Genomic DNA, 17,901 nt, shown 5'->3' with positions numbered 1-17,901 from the left:
ACCATCATGAATCACTCTCGCGGTTGCCGGCCGTGGATCGTTGACGGGTTTCAAATCATCGACCCACAAACCTCTAGCACGGATCGAATGGCCATCTTGGTAATCACCGGATGATGCGGCAGTGGGTCTTGATATTGTTCCCGCCCAGGCTGTTGGTGGCGACAACTTACGGTGAAGGAACGGGCATCTGGACATCACCGAAGACAGTCGCCGGGGGAGGGTCGTCGTCCCCGCACCTTTCGAACAACAACCGTTCGGCATGTAGTCGATGCAATGGAAAACCATCTTCCTTCCGGCGCACTAGACCGGTCTTGCAAACTACTGAGACCTGACTCGAGAAGCATCGTCCACCCATGATTTGCAGCCGCCTTCAGGGACCGGAAGTTCGGGTACACAGTTCCCTTTCCATGGTTTGGCGGCACTTTCCCTGAAGATAGAACTTCAACTGCCATTAGGTACAGCAACGATTTCGTAGACACGGTGCGCCTCCGAGCCTTTTGCTGAACACGGGTGCGGCTTCTAGCGGGCGGTCTGGCCAGCACTTGGCGCAGTCGGTCCGGAGCCGTCCTAGCCCCGCAATCCATACGTTGCGGAGTGATGCTAGAAGGTCAGAGGAGGTTCACTATGTAGACCGATTCCACCTTGAAGCCGGCACCGACCTGGTGAGTACGAGCGATTTCGAGGACTGGGTTTCAAGCGAAAGATGGCGAATCGGATTGATGTGTTTCACGTGAAACATCGAAAATATGACGATATTTGGAGATCTAGGCACGCAAAATCCAACGAAGCGAAAACACATGTTTCACGTGAAACAAGACAGATTCAAGTTGGACTTGGCTGGTTTCGTCTTTCTTGACGCTTTCACCACCACCGATTGCAAAGGCAAAAAATCACTCATTCAGCCATGGAGCGGAGCCCTGGGCAGTACAAGAAGTTCACGATGGACGACTGGAGCCGGGAGCCAAATCCTGGCAACGGGGTCCGCGAGAACACCCAGAATCGACGACGCAGGGGGAGTCGCGAAAGGAGCTCTTGTGGTTGTGAAGCATCAATTCCCGGCCTTGATATCCAGCTGGCCGTAGGGTGCCGTGCCGGATGCTTTCGGACTGGACACGCATGTTTGGCGGGCCTTCGCTGGGCTGCCAGAGCGCGCTCCGGTGCTTCGCAAGATATCCCCCTGGGCCTCGCGATCAGGACGTTGGACAAGCATCGGGCCAATGCGCTCACGGACTGCTTTCACCATTTTCCTTCGGCACGTTTTCTATCGCAGTAGCTCCTGGAGACCAGTTCCCTGCTGTGGCCTTGGCAATGACCTTGGCGATGCGAGGAGCATCCGGTGCAGCGGGTTGGCTTCGACGGAACCCTGGACTAGCTTCGGGACCAAGGCCAGGGCAGTGCAGGGCTGGTGGGCGATTTCGAAGTCGGGTACGACCATGGATAGCTCTTACAGGATGCACAAGATTGCCCGGGCCTAGCGTTTTCAAGTCCATGATCCAGGCCGGAGTAGGGCGGCCGGAGTCGGGTATCCGGCCAGCAGTCCTAGCCTGACCGGAAGATCCAGACGGGTCCGACGACCCGTCCCAGAGACGGTTGGATATGGATGGGCAGACTACAGAAGGGGCCGGACTTGGCGGTGGCCGGCTGGTCCACGAGAAACGAGAAACGAAAGCCGGCCGAGGGTGGCCGGCATGGTTCGGATGCTTTTGAGCATGGCTTCCTTGGACTACGGCAGGATCATATTGAGCAGCTTCTTGCCGGCTCGGTTAAGGGCAACTGTGTGGTGGATGGCCTTGCACGCATCGAATCCGGCCAAGACCTCGATGAGTTTTTTGCTCGTAGATTCCTGCGCACCTTTCGTAAAGAATTGGGTTGTCGGATGAAATGGCGCTGGCTTGTCCTGCGGTCCATGGCTCGGCATCCAAGTTGCGGCGGCCCTTGAACACGTGTCTCTTCGCCCCGCCCCCTCATCGATGTCGCTGGTGCCCATCGAATCGCTGTGGCAGCGTCCCGCAAGCCTTGCTCAAGTAGCCGGGTGGAGTGTCCAAAAAAGGTAATGGGGGGTGAAGACGATGAGGTCCGGAGTCCGAGAATTCTGGGCTGGGAAGCTGGAAATCCCGATACATCGGGACCGTCGAGCACTCATCGGCAAGACCACGCCACCACAATGAGACTCTGAATTTCAACAAGTGGGTCATCTCGTGCTAGTTGTGGGCAGGGCCAAATTTTCGTTTTGGATTAGACGGTGGACCATGATGTTTGGAACATCCCAGGGTGATTCTGGACCGGCTTCGAGAGCAGGGGGAGTCGTTGCTCTGCAACGCAGCGGGCCTCGTTTCAAACCAGAAGCAACAAGCCATGAGTGGTAAACAAGAGGCTGCCCGAGATGCGGCAATGAATTCCGAATGAGGACTTGGGGACGCCGACGAAACCATCAGTTCGTCATTAACAGTTCAACGCAGAATCGAAATTGCGATGTACACAGACGCAAACAGGGAATTCGTGTTTCTCGGGAACAAAGCCACTGTGTACGAAGAATCAAAAGAGTCAGGGTGAACCTCAAGACAGGTCGGTTGCTCTGCACTGGGCCATCGGTGGTGCCAATCGGAATGAAACTTGGTATCTCGAACTTCGAAACCGGCTACTTGGGCGCAGTAAAGGAGCAACGTTTCCGGGCCGTGTACGTCCCTCTCGGGCGACGGCAGAAGGTAACTAGATCCGGACTGTCCTTACGCGGGTTCCATGGCTGAGACTGGCTCTGGCGGCGTGAGCATTGATTCAAGAGTGCTGGGCCTGTGTTCGGAGGAACAAACCCACGGAACAATCCGCATAGATGGAAACACGTATGCGGATTATTTCGGTTGAGAGGAAGCCTTGGGCTCGCTTACAGTCGGTCGCTGCGGAACGTCGTCAATGAGGACAGAGCCAGGCTCGGTGTCCATGATCGGCGGGCAGTCGGAGGTCGGTCCGCATTGAAATCCTCGGGGCTCTTCTTGCCGCGTGATGCGTAGAACAAGAAGGGCGAGATGGGGGAGCACCTCGAATCGAAAGCGAAGGTAAGCAGTGGCAATGCTTTGTACCCTCTCCGCATTGAGGTTCACCTTTGATGGCCTGTTCGCGAATGGACATGATCCAGTGAACGGCGCCATCAACATTAACAATCCATGTTGGCATTCGTTTAGAAATGACCTGTCGTAGCCAGATACTCAAAGATCGGTCGGGGAGGTCCTGTCCCATGGGAAAGAGAGGTGAAGGATCGCAACGGTGGATCAAGGGAGTCCGACGAAACCCAATTCCACCGAACCGATCGAGAAAGAGAGACGCAGTTTCATCTTGCGGAGGAGGTGCGTGACACTCGGCGTCAGCCCGTCCGGAAGGAGGGGGACACTCAGTGTCACGCGGGAGGCCCCTGGGCATAGAAGCCGTGGGACCGGGTCTCAATGGCAGGTGAGTTGCTCCGGCTTACTTGCCATGGCCCAAAACCGTAATCCGCAAAGTAATCTAACAGTGCCGCAAACTGCTGTCTAGGATTTGTTGAGAGCGGGAAATGCGGGCTCTCTTTCGTAAAAGCATCTCTACAGAGTCCCGAAATCCAACGAACCCGGATTTTTCGACACACGGCAAACCTAAATCATGTAGCAACGAAAATTGCTTCCGGATAAATTGAAAAACAACAGTTATCAGCTGTTTATGATCATCAATTGCGGCAGATACTTTGTACCTGGCCGAGTTCTGGCAGTGGGACCCTGATAGGGGGCAAAAAAGTGTGGACTGCTTCCAAGAGGAAGCAGTCCACACTTACCGAAGGCGTCGGGCGCGCAGCTTAGAGGTAAGCTGCGAATTCCTTTTCCAAAACCGGCTTCGGCTTTGCACCAATCGAGGTGGCAACGTGCTCGCCATCCTTGAAGACGTATACGGCAGGGATGCTCGTGATGCCGAACTTGGCAGCGATGGCCGGATTGTCATCAACATTGATCTTGACGACGTCAACCTTCTCCGCGTGCTCTGCAGCGATCTGTTCAAGGATCGGAGTCAGCTGGCGGCAGGGGCCGCACCATTCTGCCCAGAAGTCCACGATGACCGGCTTGGAGGCCTCGAGGACCTCTGCCTGGAAAGTAGCGTCAGTTACATCTTTGGTCTGGCTCATGGCCTGCACCTTTCGTTTTGAGTGCTTTTCCTCTGGAGAGGGAAATGAGATTAGTTGGAAACAGCGATCGGTTCGGTCGAGGCCGCGGCTTCGACATCAGCCAAGAAGTGCTCAACATCAATGGCGGCTGCACAGCCTGAGCCGGCGGCCGTAATGGCCTGGCGGTAGGAAGAATCGATGACATCGCCGGCGGCGAATACGCCGGGAAGGCTGGTCTTCGAAGTGCGACCTTCGACCACGATGGTGCCTTCGGAGGTCAGCTCGAGCTGACCCTTCACCAGATCGATGCGAGGATCGTTGCCGATGGCGACGAAGATGCCCGTGACGGCCACTTCCTGCTCTTCGGAGGTCTTCAGGTTGCGCAGGCGCATGCCGGTGACCTTGGCGTCGCCATCGATACCAACGACCTCGGAATCCCAAATGAATTCAATCTTCGGGTGAGCCAGGGCGCGGTCAGCCATGATCTTCGAGGCACGCAGGGAATCACGACGGTGGACGACTGTGACCTTGGAGGCGAACTTGGTCAGGAAGAGTGCCTCTTCCATGGCAGAGTCGCCGCCGCCGATGACGGCGATTTCTTGCTCACGGAAGAAGAAACCGTCGCAGGTTGCACACCAGGATACACCGTGGCCGGAGAGACGCTTTTCGTCCTCAAGTCCCAGCTCGCGGTATGCGGAGCCGGTGGAAACGATGACCGCGTGTGCACGGTAGGTGGTGCCGTCGCCGAGCGTAACGACCTTGATGTCGCCGGTCAGGTCTACGGCCGTGACGTCGTCAAAGAGGATCTCCGCGCCGAAGCGCTCGGCCTGCTGCTGCATGTTGTCCATCAGGTCCGGACCCATGATGCCCTGCGGGAAGCCGGGGAAGTTCTCCACGTCGGTGGTGTTCATGAGCTCACCACCGGCGGTGACGGAACCGGCGATGACCAGCGGCTGCAGGTTGGCGCGGGCAGTGTAGATCGCAGAGGTGTAGCCCGATGGACCCGAACCAATGATGATGACGTTACGGACGATGTCGTTTACTTCTGTGGCCACGAGGGAGCGAACCTTTCGTAAATGCGGGCTCGATTTCCAAGACCGCGAGTAAGTGGGATCTATGTGGCATAACAGCCGATCCAGTGGGAGTATTCCCGGCGACTATCCGCTAGGAAACGCGGAATTCACCGATCTGCAGGCCATAGGGGCGCGAGCCATTGGCGCCGGAGGCACGGCGGGGAAGCTCGGTGACGTCCAGGAATACGTACTGGCCCCGGAGAGCCTCGCCGTTTTCTCCGCTTACTGGAACGTTGACGGTCGGCCCGGTGAAGGAGCCGCTGCTGAGAACCTTTGCCTCGGCCAGATCATTGGTGTCTCCGACGCGAATTTCAAATGCTCCACCGGATCCGTTCAATCCTTCGAGCTGTATTTCTGAAATATCGGAAGGCTCTTTCAGCTCGATAACAAACACCATATTTGATGCAAGTCCACCAAATTGAGGATTCGTGTATGAATATGACTTGTAAAGGCTGGCAGGGTTTCCATCAATGGCCTTGGCCAGGGTGTTATCGGTTTCGGCATTCAATGCCTGATTGCCTGGAACCAAACGTGAAATGTCTGCGATTTTTGGTTTGACCAGTGCAGTATTGGGCGATTCAGGACTGCTGCCCGGCGCCGATTCACTGGCCTGGGCCGACGAGGTCGAAGCCACCGGCGCTTCGGGTCCGCCACCGAGGGCGTTGTAGGCAAAGACCACTGCGACGACGAGCACCGCGCACAGGATGGCGCCGACTATCAGACGCGTGGTCTTCTTGCCGCCTTCTTGCGGCTCTTCTTCCTCGTAGTCGTCGTAGGGAACCTCTGTGTAGCTCTGGGCGGCTGCCGGAAAACTGGAGGCAACGCGCTGGCCGGCATCATCGACGGGGACTCCGCGCGATTTCTGCGCGGCAGCCAAGGCCGCGGCGGAGGTGACTGCGGGCTCCGCGATTGAATCCGCGGACTCAAAGCGCGTGACCTTTGCCGCCGGCGGAACGGGCGCTGCGGCCGGTGCCGCGGGAGATGAAACAGGCGAGAACACCGCAGGCGCTTGTTCGGTGGTGGAACCCACCGTTCTCGGCGGCACGACCGGTGCCGCAGGGGACGGTGCGGACTTGGCCCGGCCAAAACGATCCTTGAGGCCGGAGAACTTGTCACCGAGGTTGATCTCAGGAAGCTTGCCCAGGACGGCAGGACGGCTATCTTCCTGAGAGTGCAGGTCTTCGTAGTACTCGGCATCGTCCTCGTAGGTGACGGGCTCCTTGGAGCGGGTCACGCCGAAGATTTCGGTGCCGAGAGTGTCCGTGTAGAACGGCTCGACATAGGGGGCGTCCGACTGGATCACGAGATCCAGCAGGTCGGCGGATTCGGCTAGGTTGGTCACCAAGTAGGACCTGCCCTCGGTGATACCCAAATCAAGCACCTGCACGGCTGCGTATCGTTCGCCGGTGGCAATTTCCCGCGCACTCAATGACAGCTGTTCGGAATTGGCCGACGACCCGACAAGCACGCTCACCGGGCGGTTAAGCACCTGATCGATGCCCTGGAGGACCTCGTCTCCATCGGCGGAGGTCATTACCAAATCTGTGACCTGGTAGCGGCCGCCAATAACGGCTCCAGCTTCGATGGGCTGCGACACGGTTCCCTCCCGGGATTGCTCTGCGATGCCGGCACCCTCGTGGATGCCCCGTTCCATCGTACCGGGGACGGGGAAGTTTTTTTGAGAAGTGAGACGAGATCGGGGACCGCGCCCGGGGCTTGCTACCTGCCGGAGTCGGGCATTAGCGACGTAATTTAGGGATGCGCCGGGCCAGCGGACCCAGGAAATCATCCAGTTCCTCCGAGCGGGTAAATCGAAGCAAAACCACGTAGACCAAGGCCATGACGCTGCCCACCACTGCGATGGTCACCAGCGCCCCGCCGATGGAGCTCCACGCGAATCCCCAGCTGTAGCCACCCATGAGCCACAGCACCACGGCGCCCACCAGCCCGGACAACGCGGCCATGATGCCGATGCGGATGTAGGAGTCGATGACTTTTGCGCTTCCGTAGTCCCCGTAGCGGCGGACTATGAGGAAGTGGGCGATCACGGCCGAAAGGATGTTCGTGACCCCATAGATCAGTGCCACTGCCCGGGCGATGTCCGTAGCCGGGAGCACCCGCACCGCACCGAATGCCAAGACGACGCACAGGACGGCAATGACCGTCTGGATCAGCATGGGGGTCTTGGTGTCCTCCTCGGCGAAGAAGACGCGGATCATGAAAAAGTGGATGGACTTGAATGGAAGCCCCAGGGTCGTGAGCAGCAGCAGCTGGCCGATGGCCGCTCCCTGCAACATCGCCGTGGACGAGCTGCCGGCGAAGAGCCGACCCAAGGGGCCGGCGAGAACAATGAAGGCAACCGATGCGAAGACGATCGGCACCGCCGTGGTGCGCAGTCCGCGGGAGAGCAACGGGGCGATGTCATGCCGGCGCCTCTCGTGGAAGGCCTTGGTGAACTCGTTGAAGAGCATCGTCGCCAGCGTGAGCGCAAAGATCGAGTGCGGCAGGACGGTGATCAGCTGGGAGGTGTTCAATGCGTATTCACCGGGGATGCTGGCCCCGCCGTCCGGCATGGACTCACGAGCCGCGGATGCCGAGGAGACGAACTTGGAGTTCACCAGCGAGGCGATGTTGCCGACCATCATGGAGCCCAAGGTCCAGGCGGCAATCTTGCCCACGTGGCGCAGGCCCATGCCGCGCCAGGCGAGGTCCGGGCGCAGGTTCAGCCCGAGCCTGCGCAGCGGCCAGAACAGGACAACGGCCTGGACCACAATGCCCAGCGTGGCACCGCCGGCCAACAGGACGGTTTGCGAGTCGGTCCAGGTTTCCAGCTGGTCGCTGCCGCCGCCATAGGCCCCGAAGAGCAAAATGAACGTGCCGATGGTGAAGATCTGCACCACGTTGTTGGCGACGGGCGCCCACATGTAGGCGGTGAAGCGGCCGTGGGCGTTGAGCACCTGGCCGATCACCGCATAGACGCCGTAGAAGAAGACCTGCGGCAGGCACCAGTACGCAAACGCCGTGCCCATGGCCAGCATGGGCGCCGTCCAGTCCAGCGTCAGCGCCTTGATCAGCGGCCCCGCCATGGAGGTGAGCAGCACCGTGGCCAGGCCCATCACCACAATGGTGAGGGTCACCAGCTTGGAGGTGTAGGCGGATCCGCGGTCCGACGCCTTCGAGGCCTTGATCAGCTGCGGGACCAGCACGACGTTGAAGATGCCGCCGGCCAGGAGCATGAAGATGATCGTCGGTATGACGTTCGCCTTCTCGAAGATGTCGGCCATGGTCGTGCTCGCGCCGATGGCAACGGCCAGGAGCGCGGTACGGATGAATCCGAGCACACGCGAGACCATGGTGCCCGAGGCCATGAGGGCGTAGGCCTTTGAGTGGCCACGCGACTGCTGTTCGCGTGGCGACGGCGGCACCTTGGGAGGGCTGCTGGGCTTTGCGGGGTGTTTAGATACCTGGGACATAATTCGGGAGCACTTCGCGCGCTAGATCGGCGATGCGCCGTTCATTGGGGAAGGACAGGCGCTTGCCCAGATCAAGCAGGGGTACCCAGGCCACGTCAACGGCCTCGTGATCTGGATCGTTTTCGATGGTGAGTTCGCCGCCGGTGGAGCGCAGCAGGAAATGGTGCACGGTCTTGTGGACGCGGTAGTTGGTGACGGTGAACCAATAGTCGACAGAACCCAGCGGGGCAAGGATCCGGCCGGCGATGCCGGTCTCCTCCTCGATCTCACGCATGGCTGCTTCTTCGTTGGTTTCAACGCCCTCGGGGTGTCCCTTGGGCAGGCACCATTCAAGGCGTCCGCCTCGGTTGTACCGGGCAATAATGGCAACCGGCAGCGACGGCAGTGACGTATCGATAACCACGCCACCTGCGGAAATTTCCTCCACGGTGGGCAGCGGATGGTGGCCGGAACCAGTTTGCGCCTGCGCATGCGCCATTGACGCGGTCAACGGCGTGCGCTTCGGGGCGCTGGGAACTGGATGGGCCATGGAAACCACTCTATCTATCTTTTGGCACCCATAGTGGCTTGCCCCGCCCGGTGACGGCACCCGAGTCGCACATATCGCACCTATTTCCAAGCGTGTCGGAGCTAACTGCGGATTGGGGTGTCTTCGAACGTGGCACTATCGGGAAAATCTGGCACCCTTAAAGAACTATGCAGCAGCTTCCCTCCCGTCAGGTCCTGTCCGAGATTTTGCCCGCCGTCGTCTTCGAACTGGGGCAGCGTTTCGTTGACGCCGGATTCGAACTGTCCTTGGTTGGTGGGCCGGTGCGCGACCTCTTCCTGGGCAGGGTGTCGCCCGACCTGGATTTCACCACAAGCGCCAGCCCGGACCAGACCTTGGCCACCGTCGCCGGATGGGCGGATGCCACCTGGGAAGTGGGACGCGACTTCGGCACCATTGCGCTGCGCAAGGGCGAACACACCATCGAGGTGACGACCTACCGCGCCGACGCCTACGATCCGTCCTCGCGCAAGCCGATCGTTGCCTTTGGCGACAAGCTTGAGGACGACCTTTACCGCCGGGACTTCACCATGAACGCCATGGCCCTGCGACTGCCAAGCCTTGAGCTCGTGGACCCATACAACGGTGCGCGGGACCTGGGGGAGGGGGAAGTGCGCACCCCCGGCGCCCCGTCGATGTCATTCTCGGATGACCCGCTGCGCATGATGCGCGCAGCCCGCTTTGCCTCCCAGCTGGGAATCACCGTGGCCAAGGATGTCCTCGAGGCCATGACGGAGATGTCGGGGCGCATCGAAATCATCTCCGCCGAGCGGGTGCGCGACGAACTGGTCAAACTGGTCAACGGCATCGACCCGCGCGCCGGCATCGACCTGCTGGTGGAAACCGGGCTTGCCGACCTGGTGCTGCCCGAGGTCTCCGCGCTGCGCCTGGAGATCGACGAGCACCACCGCCACAAGGACGTCTACCAGCACTCGCTGACGGTCCTGGAACAGGCCATGGGACACGAGACGGACGCCGACGGCCCGGTCCCCGGCCCCGACTTCGTGCTGCGGTTCGCCGCCCTGATGCACGACATCGGCAAGCCGGCCACCAGGAAGTTCGAGCCAAGCGGTGCCGTGAGCTTCCGGCACCACGACGTGGTCGGTGCCAAGCAGGTCAAGGCGCGCATGCGCGCCCTGCGCTTTGACAACGACACCATCAAGGCGGTTGCCCGCCTGGTGGAGCTGCACATGCGCTTCTACGGATACGGCGATACCGGGTGGAGCGACTCGGCGGTGCGGCGCTACGTCCACGACGCCGGGGACCTGCTGGAGCGCCTGCACCGGCTCACGCGTTCTGATGTCACAACGCGCAACCGCAAGAAGGCGGACAGGCTGTCCTTCGCCTACGACGACCTCGAGGCGCGGATCACGGAGATCAGCGAAAAAGAGGAAATGGCTGCGGTGCGCCCCGACCTCAACGGCCAGCAAATCATGGAGCAGTTGGGAATCAAGCCTGGTCCCGTGGTGGGCCGCGCCTACAACTTCATGCTCGAACGCCGCCTCGATGAGGGGCCGACCGAGCCGGAGGTTGCTGCCGAGGCACTCCGCCAGTGGTGGGCCGAACAACCGGAGTCGGTGCAGGAATAACCCGGAACGAGGCAAGGGCGGGGCCACCGGCGCGATTCCCGGCGACCACTGCCCGAGGGCTATGAAGCCTTCCCCGGAGCGTCATGAGCCACCCGGCTCGAAGGTGCGGCGTTGACCGTCTGGCCAAGGCGTTTGGCCTGCCCCCAAAATGTTCATGCCAAACCCCCTGGTAAACCGACGCGTGGCCCTTGTGTGTCTCCGGAGATGTCACCCCTGCACGGAGCCTGCCGACGCATTTCCCATCGTTGCTCCCACGCAACGACAGGCAAGATCAGGCAGGTACCCTCCCTGGGCTTCCCTGCCACAACCAGAGTTTATTCCCCAAGCGGAATGTTGAACCCTGCGTTGATGTTCGGGCGTTGTCTGACACCGGGGAGGGTCGCTGTTCCTTACAGTTCGATTCCGATTCCGAAGACCGCATAAGCCGGTGCGCCGGCCAGCGCCTAGAAACGGGGAGAGGTTTCCGCGCAGATCATTGGCGAGTACTCAACCCCCGAAGAAGCAACGCGGCTTCCGGAAGCAGGAGAAATGATTTTCCGCGATGCGCCGATCTTTTCAAAGTGCTTCAACTACGCATGTTCCTTCTGTTTGATGCTGCCCGCATGGATCCACCGGGTCGTGCCTGGACGCCCCAATCGGTCCTGGGCACGGCGGCCTGAAAATGTGAGGCTTGCAAGCCGTTCCTTGCAAGCCTCACAGACGACGCTATGCGGTCCGGTACCGAGACGCCACGGATTTCATGTGTTCCGAACAATCCCGAACGGTTCCGACCGAGTCCCGACGTCCCCGGCGAATCGGCCAAAAAGGGGATCTGAATAGCTATAATCGGGGAGTTATGCGTGCTACCGAAACGCATGCCTACTGGAACTTGGCTACTGGAAGAGGTTGGCGATGTCGGAGCAAATTCAAGACTCTGCCTTGCGGGTTGAGTCCTATGACGCGATCGCCAGGGATCTGCAGCGGCTCCGTTTCGAGGCCGGAGATATTCCCTATGCGGAAATCGTTCGGCGTATTGCGGAGCATCGCGAGCAGAATGGCGTTCCGGCCTCGGCGTCACGCCCCGCACGGACCACTGTCTATGACGCGTTTCGATTGGGCAGGAGCCGGGTCAATCCGACTTTGGTCGGTGAGATTGCCCGGGCGCTCGACGTTTCCGAGGAGGACGCAGTGCTGTGGGAGGCGCGCTGCCTGCAAGCGCGCAGGCAGCTTGATTCCGAACCGTCAACGGAGACGCGGGTCTCCGACGTGGAGCGGATCGAAACCAAACAAGAGCCGAAGCGCGCCACGCTTCGGGCTTCGCTCATTCTCATGGTGGCGTGTGTCGGAATCAACGTCGCAGGATTCTCAATCGTTCCTTGGCTGTCTTTGCCGCTGTATCTGGACATGGTGGGGACGGCAATTGCCGCCCTTGTATTAGGTCCCTGGTATGGCGTTGCCGTCGGGCTCATGACCAATGCGATTGGATTGTCGATTACAGATTCCTCATCGATTTGGTTCGGCCTGGTCAATATTGTCGGCGCCTTGATCTGGGGCTATGGGGCGCGGCGGTTCCGCCTGTGCCAGTCATTTTCCCGTTACGTCCTGCTCAATGCCGTCGTCGCTGTTGCGTGCACGCTCGTGGCAACCACGCTACTGGTGCTGCTTTTCAATGGCGCCACCGGGCATGCCGCCGAGCTGACCACCGATGCGCTTGTGGATATGGGTGAACCCCTCACGCTGGCGGTGTTCATCTCGAACTTGGTACATTCCCTGACCGACAAGGGCCTCACGGCACTTGCTTCCCTGGGTGCCATGGGATTTGTGAGTCGTTGGTTCGAAGTACCTTTTTACGTGTCCTTGGTGGAAACCCAGCCCAGCGGCCTGCTCAAGCTGGCAAACAGGTTTGATGTTCGAAAAGCATTGGCATCCAGGGCGAAATCCCGGGCGTGACGGGATGCGCCTGAGTCGAGCAAGTCCTTCTAAGATATGTTGATGCGAAAGGCCCCCGACCATTTTTGGTTGGGGGCCTTTCGCATCCGGGCGGAAAAGGAGAGTCCAAGCGCTTCGGCCCCCGCCGTACGGTTATTGACGCACGGAGTCCGGACCTGCTCCTGCTTGCGAACCAACGCACCGCAAAAACGCGCCCTGAATGATTTCGATCGGTGAATTCAAGTAGGAATCAATTTCCAGGAAACATGGCATGTGTGGACCCCGCCGCATTCGACTATCTAAAGAATTCTTCACCAAGAGCTAGCGCATTTGTTGGTGGGTGTGTATCGTGGAACCTGTGATTGAGAAGTCTCAATGAGACATCGCGATCGACAAGACAATATTGGCGCCGGATTCGTCTGGCATGTTCTTCCAGAAAAGGAGGTGGGAATGATGATTGATTCAATGAATTTCGCGGGCTACTACGTGCCCCGTTATGGCTTCGGCGGCTCTACCGCTCGAGCAACTTCCCCCGCCTCCGGAATGGCGCCCTGCTAGTACAACACTAGCGATACAAAGTTCCCGAGGCTGATGAGTCACTAATCGACCAAATCCTTGAGGAACTTTCATCATGTCTACCCCGATCGCCTCGATCAACTCCCCGGCTGTTCGCTCCGCTGAATTCATTTTCACCGGGCCAGAAGTGCTGCACGCTCGCACCGCAAAGGCAGTGGAACAGGTCGCCTTCCGCACCTCGAAAAAGGTTGAAGGGAGGGAAACGCCGTGAACGCAAAAAACCGCAAGCCAAAGAATCAACTCTGGCTTCAGACGCAGTTCAACCCCGCACCGCGGGATCGAGAACTACGCAACCACTTACCGATGGACATGCAATTTCGAATTCGATGAGTGAATTAGGATCGCACTGCTGATGCAGTCGATCCAGAATTCAAATCATTCATTCAATTTGGAGATGTAACGTGACATATATTGATTCCCACAGTGCAAAGCCCGCCGGCTTCACCGGCGGGCTTTGCCGCTTAAAGAGAAATCTTGCTGCACTCCCGTAGCAAACAACGTCTGAGGTTAGCCAAGCAGCGAGTGCCAGTGGCGCAGGAAAGCGAGGCCCGCGTGGTCGTGGATGACCTCGCGGCCAAGCCCCAGATCCTTGGCCGTAAGAATGGGGTAGGACTTGCCGGACGGGATGCCATCACCTGGGCGGACATCGACGTGGCTGACCATATGGCCGTTTTCAGCCAGCCAATCGGCCATTGCGTAGTCGGTGCGGGAATCCCCGACGGTAAACCACGACGCAGGCTCGACGCCGTCGCTGGCGAGCAATTCAAGGGTTCGCCTGGCACCCAGGTCCTTGCCCAACTCGACCGATTCGATATCGGTTGAGATGATGGTTGGATCCACACGGTAGTCGATGGTTTCGCTGCTATCCGGCTGACGGACATCCAATCGTTCCACTCCGAGGTCATGTCGCCCCATGGCTTGCATGGCGGCCGAATCGAACTGCTGCTGGGCATCGCGGTATTCGAAGCTGTCCGCATCGATGTGCTGTTCAACGGAGACCATGGCACGTTTTGTCTCGTCAAAGAACATGTGCCCGTCAAATTCGGTTGTCACCAACTCGCGAATCTCATCGGCGTAGTGGAGCGGTACGGCCAACTCCTGATCCACGTGGATCTCACCGGCTCCGTCGGCATCGAACGTAAACCAAGTTGCGCCCTTTTCACAGATCGCATGGATCTTCAGGGTCGATGGCATGCCGGCGGCCATCATCGGTGCCATGACTTGGCGTTTGATGAACTCATCCGAGCGCCCGGTATTGAAAACCACCGGGATTCCAGCCGTGGCCAGTTTCAACAGTAGTGAGATGATTTCCGGGGCTACGTCGCGGGTCTCCGGGGAGGCAATGGGCCCGTCGACATCGAGCAGCAAGGCAAAAGCGGGGCGTGTGGGCATGGTACCCATTCTCCCATTGTGAAGCTGCGGCGCAGAATCCATGATCTTCCGCGCACGTGGAATCCATGACCATTGTGCCGAGGGACTAACGGATCGCATGAGGGCACGAAAATGCGGGAAGTACCGGCAGTGGCTTCCCTGCCGGCAGGGAACTGAATGGCGGCACCCCAGCCTCTTGGCCAGGGAACGCGGAGACTGCGCGCATATCTGACACGACCCTGTCGGGCGGTGGTAGCTTGAAGAATGTATTGAGGGAAACCGCAAACATCGGCCGATCTCAACTTCAGAACACCGGGAATCCAGACAGGGGACACCTACGATGACAACGACGTCCGCAGCCGACATGAGTGATCTGGCCATCGCTTCGCGAGCCGTACTCGAACCAATTGCCGTCGTTGCCCGACGCGCAGGTATTCCCGAGGAAGCGCTCGAGCCATACGGGCGGTACAAGGCCAAGGTAGACACGGACTTGCTGCCTTCCACGGGTACGAAACTTGGAAAAGTCGTCCTGGTGAGCGCAATGTCGCCGACGCCGGCCGGTGAAGGGAAATCCACTGTCACGGTGGGCCTGGGCGATGCCCTCGCCGCCACCGGAACCAAAACGATGATTGCGCTGCGCGAGCCGTCGCTTGGCCCGATCTTCGGCATGAAGGGCGGGGCAACGGGCGGCGGATACTCGCAGGTCCTGCCCATGGACGAAATCAACATGCACTTCACCGGCGATTTCCACGCGATCACCAGCGCCAACAATCTGCTGATGGCGTTGGTCGACAACCACTTGCACCAGGGTAACGCCTTGGGGATCGACCCGCGCCGAATCACCTTCAGGCGCGTCATCGACATGAACGACCGCGCGCTGCGCAACATCGTCATCGGGCTGGGCGGCCCGACCGAGGGCGTCCCGCGTGAGACCGGATTCGACATCACGGTCGCGTCCGAAGTCATGGCGGTCTTTTGCCTTGCAACGGGGCTCGCGGACCTGCGGGCCCGATTGGCCAAGATGACCATCGGGTACACCTATGACAAGACCCCCGTCACCGTCGGCGACCTGGGGGCAGAGGGCGCCATGACGATGCTGCTGAAGGAAGCGGTGAAGCCCAACCTGGTGCAATCCATGGCCGGCACCCCGGCGCTCATCCACGGCGGTCCGTTCGCGAACATCGCCCACGGATGCAACTCCGTCATCGCCACCAACACCGCGCGCTCGCTGGCGGATGTGGTGGTCACCGAGGCGGGATTCGGTGCGGACCTCGGCGCCGAAAAGTTCATGGACATCAAGGCCCGTTTCTCCGGCGCCCACCCAGACGCCGTGGTGCTGGTTGCCACCGTCCGCGCCTTGAAGATGCATGGCGGAGTGGCCAAGGACGCGCTGAAGACGGAGAACGTGCAGGCCGTCCGCGACGGGTTGGCCAACCTGTCGCGCCATGCGCGGAACATCAGGAAGTTCGGGATCCAGCCCGTCGTCGCGATCAACAAGTTCACCCTGGACACTGACGCGGAACTTTCCGTCGTCACCTCCTGGGCCGCGGCCAACGGCATCGAATGCGCCGTGGCGGACGTCTGGGGGCAGGGTCCGGCCGGCGGCGCCGACCTGGCGCAGGCGGTGCTGAGGGCCATCGAGGCCCCCGGCGACTTCGCCCCGCTCTACGACCTGGACCTGGGCATCGAGGGAAAGATCCTCACCGTGGTTCGCGAGATCTACGGCGGCGCGGACGTGGAGTACTCCGCGGCGGCCAAGCGCATGCTCAAGCAGATCCATGAGAACGGCTGGGACAACCTGCCGGTCTGCATGGCCAAGACCCAGTATTCCTTCTCCGACGACCCGACGTTGCTGGGGGCCCCGGAGGGCTTCACGCTGCAGGTCCGCGATCTCATCCCCAAGACCGGGGCGGGCTTCATCGTGGCGGTGACCGGCGCGATCATGACCATGCCGGGACTGCCCAAGGCACCCGCGGCGATGCGCATGGATGTCGACGAGCACGGGCAGGCCGTCGGGCTTTTCTAGGAGCGGCTTCCGGCTTAACGACCTGTGGCGGTCCACCCTCCGGAAGGAGGGCGGACCGCCACAGGTGTCTTGGAGACGGGGGTTTAGCGCTCGACGTCGCCGCGGATAAAGGCCTCGACCTTTTCCTTGGCAATGTCGTCGTTGTACTGCTCCGGCGGGGACTTCATGAAGTAGGAGGAGGCCGAGAGGATCGGTCCGCCCACGCCGCGGTCCAGGGCGATCTTGGCGGCGCGCACGGCGTCGATGATCACGCCGGCGGAGTTCGGGGAATCCCAGACCTCCAGCTTGTATTCCAGGGACACCGGGGCGTCGCCGAAGTTGCGGCCCTCGAGGCGCACGAAGGCCCACTTGCGGTCATCGAGCCAGGCAACGTAGTCGCTCGGGCCGATGTGCACGTCGTCGTCGGACAGCACCGCGGTGGTGTTGGAGGTGACGGCCTGGGTCTTGGAAATCTTCTTGGATTCCAGGCGGTCGCGCTCAAGCATGTTCTTGAAGTCCATGTTGCCGCCGACGTTGAGCTGGTAGGTGCGGTCCAGCGTCACGCCGCGGTCTTCGAAGAGCTTGGCCATCACACGGTGGGTGATGGTGGCGCCGATCTGGGACTTGATGTCGTCGCCGACGATCGGGACACCGGCATCGGTGAACTTGTCGGCCCATTCCTTGGTGCCCGCGATGAAGACCGGCAGGGCGTTGACGAAGGCCACACCGGCGTCGATGCAGACCTGTGCGTAGAACTTGGCTGCAGCATCCGAACCAACCGGCAGGTAGCAAACCAGGACGTCGACCTGTGCGGCCTTCAAGGCCGCAATCATGTCGACCGGTTCCGCGGAGGACTCGGTGATGGTCTCGCGGTAGTACTTGCCCAGGCCGTCGAGGGTGTGGCCGCGCTGGACGGTCACGCCTGTCGCCGGGACGTCGGCGATCTTGATGGTGTTGTTCTCCGAGGCGAGGATGGCGTCGGCCAGGTCCAGGCCGACCTTCTTCTCGTCGACGTCGAATGCTGCAACGAACTGCACGTCGTTGACGTGGTACTTGCCGAACTGCACGTGCATCAGACCCGGAACAGTGGCCTGGGGGTCAGCATCACGGTAGTACTCGACACCCTGAACCAACGACGTGGCGCAGTTGCCCACGCCAACGATTGCAACCCGAATCGGATTTTCCGACACCTTTGACTCCTCAAACTGTTAACTTCTGGGCAGGGGAAGACCCACC

General features: G+C 60.2%; 12 protein-coding genes. 5 read left to right on the top strand and 7 right to left on the bottom strand.

Annotation, left to right across the window (positions count from 1 at the left end; all coding sequences use genetic code 11):
- The first annotated feature begins 1,600 nt into the window (after nt 1-1,600).
- Nucleotides 1,601-1,939 carry a hypothetical protein gene (locus JOF47_RS18475; protein WP_210001116.1) on the top strand — a complete coding sequence of 113 codons (339 nt, stop codon included), beginning with the start codon at nt 1,601-1,603 and terminating at the stop codon, nt 1,937-1,939.
- Nucleotides 1,940-3,820: 1,881 nt separating this feature from the next.
- Here JOF47_RS18475 and trxA read toward each other — a convergent pair.
- The 5 genes from trxA to JOF47_RS18450 all read right to left on the bottom strand — a co-directional run bounded on the left by trxA (nt 3,821) and on the right by JOF47_RS18450 (nt 9,198).
- A complete protein-coding gene (gene trxA / locus JOF47_RS18470) occupies nt 3,821-4,195 on the bottom strand; it encodes a thioredoxin (protein WP_342592866.1) in 375 nt (124 codons plus the stop codon).
- Entirely contained in the window at nt 4,195-5,178 is a 984-nt protein-coding gene (gene trxB / locus JOF47_RS18465) for a thioredoxin-disulfide reductase (RefSeq protein WP_210001112.1), read from the bottom strand. The genes trxA and trxB overlap by 1 nt, the downstream gene beginning before the upstream one ends.
- Nucleotides 5,179-5,287: 109 nt before the next feature.
- Nucleotides 5,288-6,793 (bottom strand): protein kinase family protein, encoded by a 1,506-nt coding sequence (locus JOF47_RS18460; RefSeq protein ID WP_210001110.1) that lies wholly within the window; start codon nt 6,791-6,793, stop codon nt 5,288-5,290.
- Nucleotides 6,794-6,935: 142 nt separating this feature from the next.
- Entirely contained in the window at nt 6,936-8,669 is a 1,734-nt protein-coding gene (gene murJ / locus JOF47_RS18455) for a murein biosynthesis integral membrane protein MurJ (RefSeq protein WP_245356422.1), read from the bottom strand.
- Nucleotides 8,653-9,198, bottom strand: a complete 546-nt coding sequence (locus tag JOF47_RS18450; protein WP_210001108.1) for an NUDIX hydrolase — start codon at nt 9,196-9,198, stop codon at nt 8,653-8,655. Before JOF47_RS18450 ends, murJ begins: the two co-directional genes overlap by 17 nt.
- A gap of 167 nt (nt 9,199-9,365) precedes the next feature.
- On the opposite strand from JOF47_RS18450, the gene JOF47_RS18445 reads away from it, so the two are divergent.
- From JOF47_RS18445 to JOF47_RS18435, 3 genes are all read left to right on the top strand, one after another.
- Nucleotides 9,366-10,805 carry a CCA tRNA nucleotidyltransferase gene (locus JOF47_RS18445; protein ID WP_210001107.1) on the top strand — a complete coding sequence of 480 codons (1,440 nt, stop codon included), beginning with the start codon at nt 9,366-9,368 and terminating at the stop codon, nt 10,803-10,805.
- An 891-nt stretch (nt 10,806-11,696) separates the two neighbouring features.
- Nucleotides 11,697-12,734 carry an ECF transporter S component gene (locus JOF47_RS18440; RefSeq protein WP_210001105.1) on the top strand — a complete coding sequence of 346 codons (1,038 nt, stop codon included), beginning with the start codon at nt 11,697-11,699 and terminating at the stop codon, nt 12,732-12,734.
- A 610-nt stretch (nt 12,735-13,344) separates the two neighbouring features.
- On the top strand, nt 13,345-13,500 hold the full coding sequence (locus JOF47_RS18435) for a hypothetical protein (RefSeq protein WP_210001103.1): 156 nt from the start codon (nt 13,345-13,347) through the stop codon (nt 13,498-13,500).
- A gap of 296 nt (nt 13,501-13,796) precedes the next feature.
- Here JOF47_RS18435 and JOF47_RS18430 read toward each other — a convergent pair whose 3' ends face one another.
- Complete coding sequence (locus JOF47_RS18430; protein ID WP_377738717.1) at nt 13,797-14,681, bottom strand: Cof-type HAD-IIB family hydrolase; 885 nt, start codon at nt 14,679-14,681, stop codon at nt 13,797-13,799.
- A 319-nt stretch (nt 14,682-15,000) separates the two neighbouring features.
- Here JOF47_RS18430 and JOF47_RS18425 point away from each other — a divergent pair, with 319 nt between their 5' ends.
- The gene (locus tag JOF47_RS18425; protein ID WP_210001101.1) at nt 15,001-16,686 is read left to right on the top strand and encodes a formate--tetrahydrofolate ligase; all 1,686 of its coding nucleotides are present in this window, start codon (nt 15,001-15,003) and stop codon (nt 16,684-16,686) included.
- 83 nt (nt 16,687-16,769) lie between these two features.
- Here JOF47_RS18425 and JOF47_RS18420 read toward each other — a convergent pair whose 3' ends face one another.
- Nucleotides 16,770-17,855: an inositol-3-phosphate synthase gene (locus JOF47_RS18420; protein ID WP_210001100.1), complete on the bottom strand. Its 1,086-nt coding sequence runs from the start codon at nt 17,853-17,855 to the stop codon at nt 16,770-16,772.
- Between the last annotated feature and the right edge of the window lie 46 nt (nt 17,856-17,901).

Origin of the sequence: Paeniglutamicibacter kerguelensis (genome assembly GCF_017876535.1) — a bacterium.
Lineage (GTDB): Bacteria > Actinomycetota > Actinomycetes > Actinomycetales > Micrococcaceae > Paeniglutamicibacter > Paeniglutamicibacter kerguelensis.
The sequence above is the reverse complement of the archived record's forward strand: the minus strand, read 5'-3'. Positions and strand labels throughout refer to the sequence as shown.